The sequence below is a fragment of the Azospirillum endophyticum genome (assembly GCF_016595245.1).
Taxonomy (GTDB): domain Bacteria; phylum Pseudomonadota; class Alphaproteobacteria; order Azospirillales; family Azospirillaceae; genus Azospirillum; species Azospirillum endophyticum.
The window spans coordinates 22,342-37,287 of the sequence record NZ_JAENHM010000003.1; the positions used below are offsets into that span (position 1 = coordinate 22,342).

The 14,946-nt window shown below is 69.1% G+C and carries 12 protein-coding genes; 3 read left to right on the forward strand and 9 right to left on the reverse strand.

Annotation, left to right across the window (positions count from 1 at the left end; genetic code table 11):
- Window positions 1–28 precede the first annotated feature (28 nt).
- Window positions 29–1,270: an acyl-CoA dehydrogenase family protein gene (locus tag JHL17_RS00740; RefSeq protein ID WP_200190141.1), complete on the forward strand. Its 1,242-nt coding sequence runs from the start codon at window positions 29–31 to the stop codon at window positions 1,268–1,270.
- A gap of 61 nt (window positions 1,271–1,331) precedes the next feature.
- Here JHL17_RS00740 and JHL17_RS00745 read toward each other — a convergent pair whose 3' ends face one another.
- The gene (locus tag JHL17_RS00745; protein WP_200190142.1) at window positions 1,332–2,468 is read right to left on the reverse strand and encodes a mandelate racemase/muconate lactonizing enzyme family protein; all 1,137 of its coding nucleotides are present in this window, start codon (window positions 2,466–2,468) and stop codon (window positions 1,332–1,334) included.
- Complete coding sequence (locus tag JHL17_RS00750) at window positions 2,465–3,799, reverse strand: MFS transporter (protein ID WP_085557418.1); 1,335 nt, start codon at window positions 3,797–3,799, stop codon at window positions 2,465–2,467. Before JHL17_RS00750 ends, JHL17_RS00745 begins: the two co-directional genes overlap by 4 nt.
- Window positions 3,800–3,946: 147 nt before the next feature.
- On the opposite strand from JHL17_RS00750, the gene JHL17_RS00755 reads away from it, so the two are divergent.
- Window positions 3,947–4,843 carry a LysR family transcriptional regulator gene (locus tag JHL17_RS00755; protein ID WP_200190143.1) on the forward strand — a complete coding sequence of 299 codons (897 nt, stop codon included), beginning with the start codon at window positions 3,947–3,949 and terminating at the stop codon, window positions 4,841–4,843.
- Between the two features lie 569 nt (window positions 4,844–5,412).
- Window positions 5,413–6,174, forward strand: coding sequence for a ParB/RepB/Spo0J family partition protein (locus JHL17_RS00760; RefSeq protein WP_200190144.1), 762 nt, complete (start codon window positions 5,413–5,415; stop codon window positions 6,172–6,174).
- A gap of 51 nt (window positions 6,175–6,225) precedes the next feature.
- Here JHL17_RS00760 and JHL17_RS00765 read toward each other — a convergent pair whose 3' ends face one another.
- From JHL17_RS00765 to JHL17_RS00795, 7 genes are all read right to left on the reverse strand, one after another.
- On the reverse strand, window positions 6,226–7,329 hold the full coding sequence (locus JHL17_RS00765) for a CMD domain-containing protein (protein ID WP_200190145.1): 1,104 nt from the start codon (window positions 7,327–7,329) through the stop codon (window positions 6,226–6,228).
- The gene (locus tag JHL17_RS00770) at window positions 7,326–8,795 is read right to left on the reverse strand and encodes an FAD/NAD(P)-binding protein (RefSeq protein WP_200190146.1); all 1,470 of its coding nucleotides are present in this window, start codon (window positions 8,793–8,795) and stop codon (window positions 7,326–7,328) included. The genes JHL17_RS00765 and JHL17_RS00770 overlap by 4 nt, the downstream gene beginning before the upstream one ends.
- Window positions 8,796–8,875: 80 nt before the next feature.
- Complete coding sequence (locus tag JHL17_RS00775; RefSeq protein WP_200190147.1) at window positions 8,876–9,604, reverse strand: ABC transporter ATP-binding protein; 729 nt, start codon at window positions 9,602–9,604, stop codon at window positions 8,876–8,878.
- Between the two features lie 14 nt (window positions 9,605–9,618).
- Window positions 9,619–10,539 (reverse strand): ABC transporter ATP-binding protein, encoded by a 921-nt coding sequence (locus tag JHL17_RS00780; protein ID WP_200190148.1) that lies wholly within the window; start codon window positions 10,537–10,539, stop codon window positions 9,619–9,621.
- 7 nt (window positions 10,540–10,546) lie between these two features.
- The gene (locus tag JHL17_RS00785) at window positions 10,547–12,385 is read right to left on the reverse strand and encodes an ABC transporter permease subunit (RefSeq protein ID WP_200190149.1); all 1,839 of its coding nucleotides are present in this window, start codon (window positions 12,383–12,385) and stop codon (window positions 10,547–10,549) included.
- Window positions 12,386–12,405: 20 nt separating this feature from the next.
- Entirely contained in the window at window positions 12,406–13,602 is a 1,197-nt protein-coding gene (locus JHL17_RS00790; protein WP_200190150.1) for an ABC transporter substrate-binding protein, read from the reverse strand.
- Between the two features lie 31 nt (window positions 13,603–13,633).
- Window positions 13,634–14,821, reverse strand: coding sequence for an ABC transporter substrate-binding protein (locus JHL17_RS00795; RefSeq protein ID WP_247893231.1), 1,188 nt, complete (start codon window positions 14,819–14,821; stop codon window positions 13,634–13,636).
- Window positions 14,822–14,946: the final 125 nt, after the last annotated feature.

Sequence of the window (14,946 nt, forward strand, 5' to 3'; positions counted from 1 at the left end):
GCACCGGGTCGACATAGTGGAGACGACAATGACCGTTATCGACAGGACCGGCCCGCGCCACGGCGAGTCCGGGATCGGCGAGGCCGAGGTCCCCGGACCCGGTTCGCCCGCGCTAAGCCGACTGGTCGAGGCCATCGCCGCGGGGGCCGAGGCCCGTGACCGCGGCGAGGGGAGGGCAGGCGAGGCGATCGATCTGCTGCGCGCGGCCCGTCTCGGCGCCTTCCGGCTGCCGCGGCAGGACGGCGGCGGCGGGGCATCGCTGACCGACCTGTTCGAACTGGTGCTCGACCTTGCCGAGGCCGATTCCAACATCCCCCATATTTTGCGCAACCATTTCGCCTTCGTGGAGAAGGCGCTGCGCACCGCGGACAATCCGAAATACGCGCGCTGGCTCGGCCATGTGCGCGACGGCCGTATCATCGGCCTCGGCGTCAGCGAACTCGGCATCCAGAACATCGGGCTGAACGACGGCGACACCCGCCTCGAACCGTCCGGGACCGGCTACGTGCTGAATGGACGGAAATACTACAGCACCGGCAACTTCTATTCCGACTTCATCCTGGTGAATGCGCGGACGCCGGACGGCAGGACGGCGTCGGCCTTCGTGCCGACCAGCAGTGAAGGGGTGACCGTCGACGACGACTGGGACGGCATCGGCCAGCGGCTGACCGCCAGCGGCACGACGGTCCTGTCACGGGTACCGGTGGCGCGGGACGACGTGCTGTTCGGCGCCGACGAGGATGTGCGGCTGCCCTTCCGTGCAACCTTCGCGCAGCTCTACCTGACCGCCATCGTCGCCGGCATCCTGCGCGCCGTGGTGGCGGACGCCGCGGCACTGGTGGCTGGGCGCGAGCGCAACTACTACCACGCCGTCGCCGCCCGTCCGGCCGACGATCCGCTGCTGCAGCAGGTCGTCGGCCGGCTGTCGAGCGCCGCCTATGTCGCCGAGGCCGCGGTGCTCAGGGCGGTCGACGCGCTGGATGCCGCTTTCCGCTCCGCCGTCGCCGGGCCTCCCGATCAGGCGCTTTTCGTCGAGGCGGCACTGCGCACCGCAAAGTCGAAGGTGATGGTGGACGAACTGGCTCTCGATGCGGCGACCCGCCTGTTCGAGGTCGGCGGCGCCTCCGCCATCCGGGCCGGCAACCGTCTGGACCGCCACTGGCGGAACATCCGCACCCTCTCGTCACACAATCCGAATGCCTACAAGGCACGGGCGATCGGCGATCATGCGGTTAACGGGACCCCGCTGCCGACCGCGGCCTTCTTCTGAATGAACCTCTGTCGGAACCAGCCTGCCTGACCGACGCCGCCGATCAACCGCACCCTGGGGACTATAGTGCCGTCACGTCCTGCCGTGCGACGACGAAGGGTGACAGCATGTCGGCGTTCAGATCGATGCCGAAGCCCGGACCGTCCGGCACCGTGACGGTCCCGTCGCCGTTGACGGCGGGACGGCCGCAGAGATCCAGCAGCGGGTTGGGGCCGGCATCGAATTCGAGGAACGGATAGCCTCCGGCCGCGCCGCCGCTGCGCTGCGCGGGCAGGGTCGCGGTCAGGTGCAGGGCCGCCTGGAAGTTCACGATGCCGCCCCAGACATGGGGAACGACCGGCCGGTCGTAGAGTTCCGCCAGGGCCGCCACCCGCCCGACGCCGGTCAATCCGCCGCAGACGGCGATGTCCGGCTGCAGCACGTCCATGCAGCCGGCCTCCAGGAAGGGCCGGAAGGCACGGGCATCCGTGAAGGTCTCTCCGCCGGCCAGTGCGGGCGTCATCCGGCCGGACAGCATGCGGTAGCCTTGCAGGTCGCCTGGAACCGTAGGTTCCTCGACCCAGAGCAGCCCGGCCTCCCGCATGTCCGATACGGCGGCCAGTGCGGCCCGTGGCGCGTAGGACTGGTTGAAGTCCAGCATCAGCGTGCCGTCCGGCCCCATCAACTGCCGGATGGTATTGACGATGGCCGCGTCGTCCGCCGGGGCGAAGCCGCTGCGCAGCTTGATCGCTTTGAAACCCGCACGGAGATAGCCATCCACCTCGCGTTCGAAGTCGCGGTAGGGATGGCCGCCGGGCTTGAAGAAGGGACCGCTGGCATAGGCGGGCACCCGGTCGCGCAGGGCGCCGCCCAGCAGCGTGCTGACCGGAATGCCGCGCAGGCGGGCCGCGAGATCGTGCAGCGCCATGTCGACGGCGGCCACGGCCCCCATCGCTCCGCCGGCGATCCCGCGCATCTCCTGCCACAGCCGGCCGGTCTGCTGGGGATCCTGGCCGAGAAGGCGCGGGGCGAGGCGCGAGGCGATGGTGGCATGATCGGCCGCGGGGGTATGCCAGGCCTCGCCCCAGCCGGACCGGCCGTCGCGGTCGACGATCTCGACGAACAGGGTCTCGCGGCGGTCGAAGGACACCAGCGCGTTGCCGATGACCTCGGGCAGCGGGGCGACCAGATGATGAAGGCAGACTGCGGCGATGCTCATGCCTTGCTTTCCTGTGCGTTGTCCCGGGCGGACCGCGATGCGGGCACGATGCCGCCGCGCATCATGTCGCGCATCAGATGGCCGAGCAGCAGGATCGCGCAGGCCGTCAGCGCCATGGCGCCGGCGAGGACCAGCTGCGCGCCGGCGAAGCCGCCGGTGGCGTCCCGCACCCAGCCGATGATGGTGGGGCCGAAAAAGCCGCCGGTGCTGCCGACAGAGTTGATCAGCGCGATCCCGGCCGCGGCGGCGGTGCCGGTCAGGAGGGTGGTCGGGAAGATCCAGATGTTGGGCGAGGCGCCGCCGATGCCGGCCGCCCCGATGGTCAGCCCGATCAGCCCGATCAGCGGATCGCTGCTGAGGGCTGCGAGGACGAAGCCGGCGGCGCTGACCAGGAACGGCCCGGCCGCGTGCCAGACCCGCTCGCCGGTGCGGTCGGCATGGCGGCCGACCAGCAGCATGGCCAACGCCATGAAGGCGGAGGGGATGGCGGCGACGAAGCCGGTCTGCACGGTGCTGAGGCCGAAGGCCTTGACGAACTGCGGCATCCAGATGGCGATGCCCGTGGTGCCCATGACGAGGCCGACTGCGATCAGGCACATCAGCAGGACACGCGGATCGCGGACGGCGCGGCCGACGGTGAAGCGTTCCGTCCTCTCCTGGGCCGCGCGCTCGGCCTCCAGCCGGGCGTATAGCCAGCGGCGCTCGTCCTCGGCCAGGAAGCCGGCCTTCTCCGGCGAGGATGGCAGGAAGAGGGCGACGACCACACCCATGACGATGGCGGGCATGGCTTCCAGGATGAACATCCACTGCCAGCCGGCCAGACCGTTCCAGCCGTTCAGATGCTCGATGATCAGGCCGGAGGCCGGCGCGCCGATGACCGACGACAGCGGCACGGCGATGTTGAAGGTTCCGAACATGCGGGCGCGGTATTCCCGCGGGAACCACAGCGTCATGTAGAAGATCATGCCCGGAAAGAAGCCGGCCTCGGCGGCGCCCAGCAGGATGCGCACCAGATAGAAGCTGCCGGGGCTCCAGACCAGCGCAGTCGCCGCGGAGAGCAGCCCCCAGGTGATCAGGATGCGGGCGATCCACAGACGCGCGCCGTAGCGCACCAGCAGCAGGTTGCTGGGAACCTCGCACAGCACATAGCCGAGGAAGAAGATGCCGGCACCGAAACCAAAGGCGGATGCCGAGAAGCCCAGATCCTGGTTCATGGTCAACGCGGCGAAGCCGATGTTCACCCGGTCGAGAAAGGCCGCGAAATAGCAGACCATCAAAATCGGCAGGATTCGCCATCCCACCTTGGCGATGACGTCGGATCGCTCTTTCATCCTGGTTTCCTCCGGATTGCGCGGACTTCGCCACGCTTTGCGCAACGTTTTGCTTTGATGACCAACAGTGTCCGTTCATTGACATTGATAATCAAATAGGATGTTCTTAACATCTGATATTGGGAAAACTGATATTAGAAACCGGCCATGCGGATCACCGTCGCGCAATTGGAGGCTTTCTTCTGGACCGCGCAGCTGGGCTCGGCGCAGCGGGCGGCCGAGCACCTCAACCTGGCGCAGCCCACCCTGTCGCTGCGCCTGAAGGATCTGCGCGACGCGCTGGGAACCGACGTGTTCGAACGGACGGGGCGGGGTTTGCGGCTGACGCCGGAAGGACGCCTGCTGCTGCCGCGGGTCTCAGCGATCATGACGGAGCTGCAGGCCATCGGTGGACAGGACGAATCCCGCACCGTCGCCGGCCGCGTCCGGGTCGGGTTGGCCGAGGGCTTCGCCGTCACCTGCCTCTCGCCGCTGCTGGCCGGGCTTCAGGAGGATCATCCGGCGCTGCAGCCGGACTGGGTGGTGTCGACCAGCACCACGCTGGAGAGCGCCCTGCTGCGCGATGCGCTGGACGTGGCGGTTCTGCTCAACCCGATCGGCGACGAGCAGCTCCATCTCCAGTCGCTCGGCGCCCAGCCGACGAGCTGGGTCGTTCCGAAATCCTGGGGGCAGGCCGGTCCGCTGACGCCGCGGGATCTGTGGGCGCAGCCGGTCTTCTCCAACCCTCCGCCGTCGGCCATGCACCGGCAGATCAGCAGCTGGTTCGCGACCGCGGGCCTCTTTCCCAGCCGTCTCAGCACCTGCACCAGCGTCGCGGTGATCGCGGAACTGGTGGCCGGCGGGGTCGGCGCCGGGCTGCTTCCCATCCCGATGGCGCAGCGGTTCCTTGCGCTGGGCCAGGTCCAACTGGTGGCGTCCGATCCCCCGGTGGAGAACGGGCGGCTTTTCATCTGCTATCGGACCGGCGTCAACGATCCCAAGGTGGCGGCCGTCGCGCGGTCCATCGCCCAGGTGATGCGGCGGATCGATTACGTCGACCTCTGACGGAGGACGACACCACCGCTCCACCTACTCTCCATGTCCCATGGGGGTGGTTCGTAGCTGTCATCGCATCGCCCGGGTGATGCGCGCAGACCAAACGGCATGTGCATAACGATGCCGCTGCCAGGCCAGCGTGCCGTCCCCCCACCAACGCCCTGACCCGCGCCGACCTGCGCCCGCACCCACTCGCCTGAGGTCGCCGAGCTTATGCGACGTCGCATAACATGAAGAGTTGATAGGCATCTGCTGCCGGCCGCGGACCCGGACAACGGGAAAGTTGCACCTCAGAATAGAACCTGCCCCCGCTTAAACGACAAAACATATAACTGTTATTATGAAAATTATATTCAATTGCAGACCATGGGCCATGGCTTCCACGGAAGGCACGCGGTCGGTCATGTGCTAAAATCAGGAATCGACAAACGCACGACTTCGGCAGGCATGATGAGGTCGCTACTTCATAAGATTTAATTCCTTTTCATTGACAATATGCCTTAAAATCGGCAGTTTCGTCGTCGCCAGCGGGCCAGCTGCGCCCGCAAACTCCCCTGCGCCCCAGGAGTTTGTGAGCCATGAGCCTTGCCGCCATGGGCGACGCCGCATGCATCGCCGTCGCCGCCATCGCCGTGCCAGACAGCCATGCCCGCCGCCGCATCGACGACGACGGGCTGGATTCGCTCGCCCGATCCATCGAAGAGGTCGGGCTATTGCAGCCCATCATGGTCCGTCCGCTGGGGAATGGGCGTTACGAACTGCTGGCCGGCGTGCCGGCGGTGCCGGTGACCAATGAAAGCGCCGCGGTGCTGTTTCTGGTGGAGAACATGCAGCGCCAGGGGCTGGACGCGCTGGAACTGGCCGAAGCGCTCCAGCGTTTGGTGGAACGGGGCTGGGGGCGCGAAGCGCTGGCCCGGCTGGTCGGACGCGGCACGAGCTGGATCGGCGACATGCTGGGCCTGAACCGGCTGCCGGACTGGATCAAAGCGGAATACCCGCAGGCGCGGCGGCTGGTGTCGCGCTCGCTGCTGGTGGAGATCGCGCGGGTGCGCGACGCGTCGGCGCAGGCGGAGCTGTGGCGGCAGGCACGGCGGATGCGGCGCGAGGCGCTGCCGGCAGTCCCGCGCGCTCTATCGGCGGTGCGGCGCTGTGCCCGCCAGCTGGACCGGATCGACACGGCGGCGGATCTGGCGGAGAAGGACCGGTCGGCGCTGCTGGCCCTGCGCGACAAGATCGACTTGCTGCTCGGCGCCGGAGGCGGAGGCGGTGATGAGGCCCGCGGCTTTCCCGATGGCCGTCTCCAGGCGAGAGGTGTGGTGGCCGCCGCGGATGCCCGGTGAAAGGCCTGACCGCCGCTGCGGACAGGCCTTTCGGTCCGGCCAAGGCTCCGTTCAGCGCACGGCCTCGCCCAGGCTCAGCATCAGGCGGTTGGCCCAGGCGAAGATCGCGACCGCCAGGACGAGATCCAAGATCTCGCCGTCCTCCACTCCGGCCCGGCGAAGCGTTGCGACATCCTCCGCCGTCAGAGCGGCCGGCGTGGCGGTCAGGCGGGCGGCGGCCTGGGCGATCGCCTGCCGGCGCGGATCGTCCTGGCCGGAAATTCCCTGCGCGAACAGCAGATCGACCGCGTCCCTGCCGCCGGTCAGCTCGACGAAGCGGCGGGCATGGACAGAGGCGCAATAGACACAGCCGTTCAGCACCGATTCCACGGCGGTCGCGAACTCGCGCTCGGCCCGGGGCAGGCCGCGCGGGGCGTACATGATGCCGTTGAACAGCGGCGTGCGGTGAAGAAGCGATTCTGGCTCATGCGCCAGCACCAGCGAATAGGCGCCGATGGCGATGTTGGACGGCGTCACCGCCAGGGCGAGCCGCTGCTCCTCCGTCGCATCCTCCAGCACCACAGGCGTCAGCCAGGGCTTCCAGTCCAGCACGTCGGTGGTGAAGCCGATGTCCGCATCGACCGGCACCGGTGCCCCGGTGGGCAGCGGGCCGGACGACGCTTCCGCCGCCACCCCCGCCGCACCCCCCGCCAGCGCCCGCAGTCCGGCCAGCAGGCGGACCTGATAGTTCACCAGTGCGATCAGCTGCGACAGCGCGACGATGCCGTGCGCATCCAGCCCCGCCGCCTCCAGCACGCCCAGATGCTCCGGCCGGGACTCGCGCGGGGACCGGGTGACCCGCTCCGCATGGGCGACCAGGGCCGGGCGGGCCTCGGTGCCGGCGGCAAGCCCGCGGTAATGGGTGGCGAGCGCGTCGTTGCCGGCCAGCGCCGCGATGCGCTGCGCCACCGCGGCGCGCTCGGCGGCCGGAAACAGGCCGGGCTGCCGCGGCGCCAGCAGGGCGTCGTGCGCCGCCTGGGTGCGGGTGCGGATCTCCGCCCGGCGGGCGCGCAGGGCCAGCAGCGGGGAGGCGTCGGACAGGCCGGCCAGCCGGTCGATCAGGTCGGGGGCGATGTGGGCCGCCCCGTCGGCAGTGGCGCTGCTGGTGGCGCTCATTGGAAATCCTCCGCTTCGGTCCATTCGTCGCCCAGCAGTTCCGGCGTCTCGAACCCGATCAGCCGCTGCCAGTGCTCATCGTAATCCTCGGTGAACAGCGCCGCCGTGATGCTGTCGGCCAGACGCTCCGCCCCGGCGCTGATGCCGGGGATGTCGCCGGTCACCTTGCCGTGGCTCAGCACCGCGGCGTAGTTGAAGGCATGGATGCGGTTCAGCCAGGGCGCCTCGCCGGGGGTGCGCTCCAGGAACTCGAAATCGGCGCCGAGATAGGGATGATGGGCGAACTCGCCGGCCTCATGGCCGGGAAGGACATAGCGGTCGCGCCACAGCAGGGTGTGGCGGGCGATCTCCGCCAGTTCCGGCCGCTGCTGCCAATCCAGCGCGAAGCCGGTGGCGAGGATGACGTGGTCGACCGTCACCGTGCCGCGTCCGGTGCGCAGGACCAGACGGTCGCCCTCGGCCTCCGCCGCCTCGACGGCGCAGCCGGTCAGCAGCGAGAAGTTGGGATGGCGCGAGCAGCGCAGCATGGAATTGTGCGGGGCCGGCACGCCGGTGTCGGCGATGTACTGGTTGTAGGCCCAGCGCCGCTCGTCCGACAGGGTGTGGAAGCCGAGGACGATGCCGGGATGGCCGGCGCCCAGGCTCTTGTTGATGCGCGGCAGCTCCGCCCGGCGGATCAGCATGTAGACCTTGGCGGCACCCCGCTCCAGCGCCTCCGCCGCATTGTCAACCGCACCGGCGCCGGCACCGAGCACCGCGACGGTCCTGCCCTTCAGGCCGTCGAAGTCGATGGGCTCATGGGCATGGCTCCAGAACCGCTTGTCCACCGCCTTCCAGAAGGCCGGGACGAAGGGGCCGCCCAGGCCGTCGCGCCCGTTCGCCAGGATCACCCGGCGCGCCCGCACCCGCTGCCGCCCCTCCGGACCGTCGAGGTCGAGGGTCACGCCGTCGGCATCGCCGGAAATCGCCGTCAAGGCGGTGTCGTTCCGCACCGGCGCGCCGGTGACGCGGCGGTACCAGGTCAGGTAGTCCAGCCATTGCAGACGCGGAATGCGGAACAGCGCGTCCCAGGCGGTGCGGCCGAACTGCGCCTCGAACCAAGCACGGAAGGTCAGGTTGGCGAAGCCCAGCGCCGGACCGGTCAGCGTCTTGGGCGACCGCAGGGTCTCCATGCGGGCGAAGGTCCCCCACGGCCCCTCGCGCCCGGCCGGCGCCCGGTCGAACAGCCGGATGTTGGAGATGCCGACCTTGCGCAGGGCGAAGGCGGCAGTCAGCCCGGCCATGCCGGCCCCGACGATGGCGACGTCCAGCATGCCGTCACGCGGCGGCACCCAGTCGACCGGCGGCAGGGTGAGAAGATCGAGATCGCGGGCGAGCCGCGCCTCCAGCTCCGCCAGGGAGCGGGGGCCGGGGTCTGTCACATCGAAGGGTGCGCTGGGGGGCAAAGCGGGACTGTCCTTGGTCATCGGAAAAGGGTCCTCTCCATGGTGGGGCACCGCTTTGCGCGGCTGTTATCCGTGTTGGTCTCTACCCCTGGAGGAAGGTTTCAGGCGGCCTGGGCACCGCCCAGATAGGCGTCGCGGATCTGCGGGTCGCGGGCGAGGTCGGCGGCAGGGCCAGACAACACGATGCGTCCGGTCTGAAGCACATAGCCGCGATGGGCGATCTGCAGGGCGAGGCTGGCGTTCTGTTCCACCATGAAGATGCTCACGCCCTGCCGGTTGATGGTCTGGATCATCTCCAGCACGCGGTCGACATGCAGGGGCGACAGGCCCATCGTCGGCTCGTCCATCACGATCAGCCGCGGACGCCCCATCAGGGCGCGGGCCATCGCCACCATCTGCTGTTCGCCGCCCGACAGGGTGCCGGCCTGCTGGGCATGACGTTCGCGCAGCTTGGGGAAGAGGTCGAGGACGCCCTCGTAATCCTCCGCTACCGACTTGGCGTCGCTGCGGGTGTAGGCGCCCATGAGGACATTCTCGCGCACCGTCATGGTGCCGAACAGGCGGCGGGATTCGGGCACGGATCCGATGCCGCGCCGGACGATCTGCGGCGTGTTCAGGCCGGTCAGCGGCTGCCCATCGAAGACCACCTGCCCGGAGCGTGGCTTCAGCAGCCCCAGGATGACCTTCATTGTGGTGGATTTGCCGCTGGCGTTGCCGCCCAGCAGGCAGACGATCTGCCCGCACGGCACCTCCAGCGACAGGTCGAAATGGACCTGCACCGGCCCGTAGAAGCTGTTCACGCGGTCGAGCCGCAGCAAGACGTCGGTCATTCCGCCGCTCCCCCTCAATGCGCGACCAGGATGCGGGCGGCGTCGCCCTCCGCATCCCGCCCGCCGTCCTGGTTCGGGCCGTCTTGGTTCGCGGCCCCCACTGCCTTGTGCCCGAGATAGGCCTCGATCACCGCCGGATCGCCGGCGACGGCGGCGGGCGGCCCCTCGGCGATGCGGGCGCCATGGTCCATCACCACCACCCGGTCGGACAGCTGCATCACCAGATCCAGCTTGTGTTCGATCAGCAGGATCGTCAGTCCACCCGCCTTCAGGCCGCGGATGATCTCCAGCATCTCCGCCGTCTCGGTCGGGTTCATGCCGGCGGTCGGCTCGTCCAGCAGCAGCAGGCGGGGATGCAGGGCCAGCGCACGGGCGATCTCCACCCGGCGGCGGTTGGCGTAGGACAGGCTGTGCGCCGGCTTGTCCAGGCGCGGGGTCAGCCGCTCGCCGAACATCCGGACGATCTCCGTCGCCTCGGCGCGCAGACGCTCCTCCTCCGCGCGGACGGACGGCGGGCGGATCAGCGCCAGCGCAAGCTCGACCAGCGGCCCCACCAGCGGAATTTGCGGCTTCACCGCGCGCAGTCGGGTGTGGGCGCCGACCAGCACATTGTCGAGCACGCTGAGATTGCCGAACACCCGACCATGCTGGAAGCTGCGGGCGAGCCCGAGGGCGGCCAGCCGCTCGGCGGAAAGGCCGGTGACGTCGCCGCCCTCGAAGGTGACGGCCCCCGCATCCGGCGCGTCGAGCCCGGAGATCAGGTTGAACAGGGTGGTCTTGCCGGCGCCGTTCGGGCCGATGATGCTGACCAGCTCGCCCGTCTCCACCGTCAGCGACAGGCCGTTGACCGCGGTCAGTCCGCCGAAGCGGCGGGTCAGGCCGGCGATCTCGAGCAGGGGTTTCTTCGGCAGGGAGTTCTTCAATTGGTCCGCCATGGCGTCCTCACACCGTTCCCAGAAGGCCCTGCGGGCGGAAGCGGATCAGCAGCAGCAGGACGACGCCGTAGATCAGCATGCGGTATTCGGCCGCCGCGCGGAACAGCTCCGGCAGCCCGACCAACACCGCCGCCCCCAGCACGGCCCCGGCGACATTGCCGAGCCCGCCGAGGATGACCATGGTCAGCGCCAGCATCGACACCGGCGCCGGGAAGGTCTCGTGGTTGATGTAGGAGTAGAAATGCGCCATCAGCGCGCCGCCCACCCCGGCGATGAATCCCGCCACGGCAAAGGCCAGCCCCTTGTAGCGATTGAGGTCGACGCCGTAGGAGCGCGCAGCCACGTCGTCCTCGCGGATCGCCCGCAGCGTGCGGCCGAGATGGGAGTTCAGCAGGCGGGATTGCAGGGCGGCGAAGGCCAGCAGGACGATCAGCGGCACCCAATAGACCCATTGTCCGCTGACCAGCGGCTTGCCCGCCACCGACAGCGGCGGGATGCCGGTGACGCCGATCGGGCCGCGGGTCAGGCTCTCCCAGTTGAGGATGACCAGCGTCACGATCTCTCCCACCGCCAGCGTGGCGATGGAGACGTAATGGCCGCGCAGCCGGAAGGCCGGATAGACCAGCGCCGTGCCCAGCGCCGCCGCCACCAGCCCGGCCAGCGGCACCGCCAGCAGCACCGGCACCCCGGCATCGAGCGCCAGCAGCGAGGAGGCATAGGCGCCGATGGCGAGCAGCCCGGCATGGCCGAGCGACACCTGCCCGACCGTGCCGGCGACCAGCGTCAGGCTGAGCGCCAGTAGGGCGTAGAGCCAGGCATTGCCCAGCGTCTGCAACAGATAGGGCTGCTGCACGACCAGCGGCAGGGCAAGCGCCAACGCGGCCAGCGTCCACACCGCCCATTTCGGCAGGACCAGCGGCCGGCTGGGGGCGATGAAGGTGCCGGTCAACGGCTCCGGCGGCAAGCGGCGGGCCCGGGCGAACAGGCCGTTCGGCCTCAGTACCAGGATCAGGATCAGCGCCACGAAGGCGAACAGGTTGCGGTAGCTGGTGCCGAACAGGGCGATGCCGTAGCTCTCGATCAGGCCGAGCAGCAGGCTGCCGGCGATGGCGCCCGGCACGTTGCCGACGCCGCCGATCAGCTGGGCGACGATGCCCTTCAGCCCGGCCTGGAAGCCCATGTTGGGGTCGATGGTGTTGTAGTACATGCCGACCAGCAGGCCGCTGACCCCGCCCAGCGCCGAGGCTATGGCGAACACCGTCCGGTTCACCTTGTCGACATCGACGCCGCACTGCTGCGCCGCATCGCGGTCGAGCGCCGTCGCCCGCACCGCCCAGCCCAGCTTGGTGAAGCGCAGGAAGCCGTAGAGCAGCCCAGCGCTGCCGATGCCGACCCCGGCGATCAGCAGGTCGAGCGCGCCGATGCTGCCGCCGCCGATGGCGATCCGCCAAGTCGGCAGCTGGGTCGGCAGCGCGCGCGGGTCGGGGCTGAACAGCAGCTGCGCCGACTGGTCGAGCACCACCGACAGGCCGATGGTGGCGAGCAGCGGGGCGATGCGCGGGGCGTTGCGCAGCGGGCGCAGGCCGACCCGCTCGATGACCGCCCCCAGCAGCCCGCAGCCGGCGGCCACCGTGACGAAGGTCACCGGCAGCGGCAGGGCGAGCTTGGTCACGCACAGCCAGCCGATATAGGCGCCGACCATGTAGACCGAGCCGTGGGCGAAGTTGATCAGGTGCGAGACGCCGAAGATCAGCGCCAGCCCGACGGCCAGCAGCGCATAGATGTTGCCGATGACCAGCCCGTTGATCGTGTAGTCGAGCCACGGGCCGAAAGTGGTGGGAAGCACGATGGTCGGTCCTTCCGGCGTCAGTTCGCGGCCTTGACGGCCACTGGGTCCCGCCCCGCCTGCTCCCACAGGGCGAAGGCGCCGTTCCTCACGACGAGCCGCGTGCTCAGCGGCTTGTCGACGCGGCGGGTCTGCGGATCGAAGCGGACGGTGCCGTAGACGACGCTCGGCGCATCCTTGACGGTGGCGAGCCCGTCGCGCACGGCGGTGCGGTCGGTGCCGCTCTGCCGGATCACGGTCGCCAACAGCAGAAGCGCGTCGTAGGCGCGGCTGGAATAGGCATCCGGCTCGACACCGTATTTGCCGGTGTAGGCCTTGACGAAGGTCTGGACCTCCGGGCGCGGGTCGCCGGGGAAGAAGGGGGTGGTGGTGTGGACGCCCTCGACCGCCGCACCGCCCAGCTCCAGGAACTTGGGCGAATAGACCGACCCGGCGGCGACCACCGGCTGGGTCAATCCGGCCTCGCGCAGCTGGCGGGTGATCTGGGCGCCGTCGGCATAGTAGGACACCAGGACGATGCCGTCCGGCTTGGTGTCACGCACCCGCACCAGGGCGGAGCGGAAATCCTTCTCGTCGGCCAGATAGCCCTCGGCGCCGACCACCTCCGCCCCGCGCTCCCTGGCGGCCTTGGCGAACAGGTCCTTGCTGGTGCGGCCCCAGTCGTTGTTGATGAACAGCAGGGCGACACGCTTCAGCCCCAGCGCCGTCACCGCATAATCGGCCAGGACCGGCATCTCCTCCGCCTGGTTGAGCGCGTTGCTCCAGACGAAATCGCCACCCTTGGTGAAATCCGGGTGCGAGTTGGTGAAGCCGAACTGCACCAGCCCGCCATTCTGGTAGATCGGCGAGGCCGCCATCGATGCCGCACTGGTGAAGTCGCCCAACTCGGCGACGATGCGGCTGTCGGCGACGAATTTGCGGGCGATGGCGACGGTCTGCTTGGGATCGCTCTGGCTGTCCTCGAACTGGACGCGCAGCGGACGGCCCTGGATGCCGCCGCCGGCATTCACCTGCTCCAGCGCCAGATCGAAGCCGCGCTGCCATTGCGCGCCATACTGCGCATACTGGCCGGTCAACGGCCCGCTGACGCCGAGCACAACCGGTTCCTTCGCCGGATCGGCGGGCTGCGAGAAGGCCGGCTGGACGACACCGAGCGCGGTCAGCAGCGACAGGGTGCCGGCGACGAGCGCGGTGGAGCGGAGAATCAGATCGAGCATCGGAATCGCTTTCAAACTACAAAAAACCGGATCAGTTGGTGGCGGCGGGGATGCTGCCGTCCCAGAGGGCGAAGGCGCCGTCCTTGACCACCAGCTTGACGTTGCGCACGCCGGACACGCGGCGCGTCTGCGGATCGAAGGTCGCCTTGCCGAAGATGACGCTGGGGATGTCCTTGACGCGCGGGAAGGCGTCGCGGATCGCTGTGCGGTCGGTGCCGCCCTCCTCGATCACCCGCTGCGCCACCAGCACCGCGTCATAGGCGTAAGCGGAAAAAGCGTCCGGCTCCTCCTGGTACTTCGCACGGTAGGCGGCGACGAAGCCCTGCACCTCCGGACGAGGTTCCGCTGGAAAGAAGTTGGCGCGGGTGTGGACGCCGTTGACCGCCTCGCCACCCAGTTCGAGAAACTTCGGCGAATAGACGGACCCCACCGCGACCACCGGCTGGTTGAGACCGACCGGCTTCAGCTGCCGGGCGATGGCCGCCCCGTCGGCATAGTAGGAGATCAGGACGATGCCGTCGGGATTGGCCTCGCGCACCCGCACCAGGGTGGAGCGGAAGTCCTTCTCGTCGGGCAGGTAGCCTTCGGTGGCGACGACCTCCGCCCCGCGCTCCTTCGCGGCCTTGACGAAGATATCCTTGCTGGTGCGGCCCCAGTCGGTGTTGAGGTGGAGCACCGCCAGCCGCTTGAGCTTCAGCGAGGTGACCGCGAAGTCGGCGACGTTCGGCTGCTCCTCCGCCTGGCTGATGGAGTTGCTCCAGATGAAGTCGCCGCCCTTGGTGAAGTCGGGATGGGAGTTGGTGAAGCCGAACTGCACCAGCCCGGCCCGCTGGTAGATCGGCGAGGCCGCCATCGACGCCGGGCTGGAGAAGTCGCCCAGCTCGATCAGGATTTTCGGATCGGCGACGAATTTCTGGGCGATGGCGATGGACTGGCGCGGATCGTTCTGGCTGTCCTCGAACACGTAGCGCAGCGGACGGCCCTTCACCCCGCCGGCAGCGTTGATCTGGTCGAGCGCCAGGTCGAAGCCCTTCTTCCACTGCGCGCCATACTGGGCGCTGGGACCGGTCAGCGGTCCGCTGACGCCGAACCACAGCGGCTCGCCGGCGGCCTCCGCCGCGGACGCCGGCCCGCCGGACATCATCATGCAGGCGAGCGCCAACCCTCCGGCCAGGGTGTGGAAAAGCACTGAGCGTCGGGAAAGCGCGGGCTGGGGCATGGCGTCGTCTCCAAAAGGCTTTCGGCACGAATTCGAAAAAAGGCCGCCGCCCGGAACCGGGGCGTGGACCCGCTGACGGGCGGCGGCTTCAGGCACGGGAGGACGGGATACCGACGGGGGGCTGC

Bases quoted from the DNA above. Each gene is read 5' to 3' on its own strand.
- JHL17_RS00740 (WP_200190141.1), top strand. From the start codon at position 29: ATGACCGTTATCGACAGGACCGGCCCGCGCCACGGCGAGTCCGGGATC.
- JHL17_RS00745 (WP_200190142.1), bottom strand. From the start codon at position 2,468: ATGAGCATCGCCGCAGTCTGCCTTCATCATCTGGTCGCCCCGCTGCCC.
- JHL17_RS00750 (WP_085557418.1), bottom strand. From the start codon at position 3,799: ATGAAAGAGCGATCCGACGTCATCGCCAAGGTGGGATGGCGAATCCTG.
- JHL17_RS00755 (WP_200190143.1), top strand. From the start codon at position 3,947: ATGCGGATCACCGTCGCGCAATTGGAGGCTTTCTTCTGGACCGCGCAG.
- JHL17_RS00760 (WP_200190144.1), top strand. From the start codon at position 5,413: ATGAGCCTTGCCGCCATGGGCGACGCCGCATGCATCGCCGTCGCCGCC.
- JHL17_RS00765 (WP_200190145.1), bottom strand. From the start codon at position 7,329: ATGAGCGCCACCAGCAGCGCCACTGCCGACGGGGCGGCCCACATCGCC.
- JHL17_RS00770 (WP_200190146.1), bottom strand. From the start codon at position 8,795: ATGACCAAGGACAGTCCCGCTTTGCCCCCCAGCGCACCCTTCGATGTG.
- JHL17_RS00775 (WP_200190147.1), bottom strand. From the start codon at position 9,604: ATGACCGACGTCTTGCTGCGGCTCGACCGCGTGAACAGCTTCTACGGG.
- JHL17_RS00780 (WP_200190148.1), bottom strand. From the start codon at position 10,539: ATGGCGGACCAATTGAAGAACTCCCTGCCGAAGAAACCCCTGCTCGAG.
- JHL17_RS00790 (WP_200190150.1), bottom strand. From the start codon at position 13,602: ATGCTCGATCTGATTCTCCGCTCCACCGCGCTCGTCGCCGGCACCCTG.
- JHL17_RS00795 (WP_247893231.1), bottom strand. From the start codon at position 14,821: ATGCCCCAGCCCGCGCTTTCCCGACGCTCAGTGCTTTTCCACACCCTG.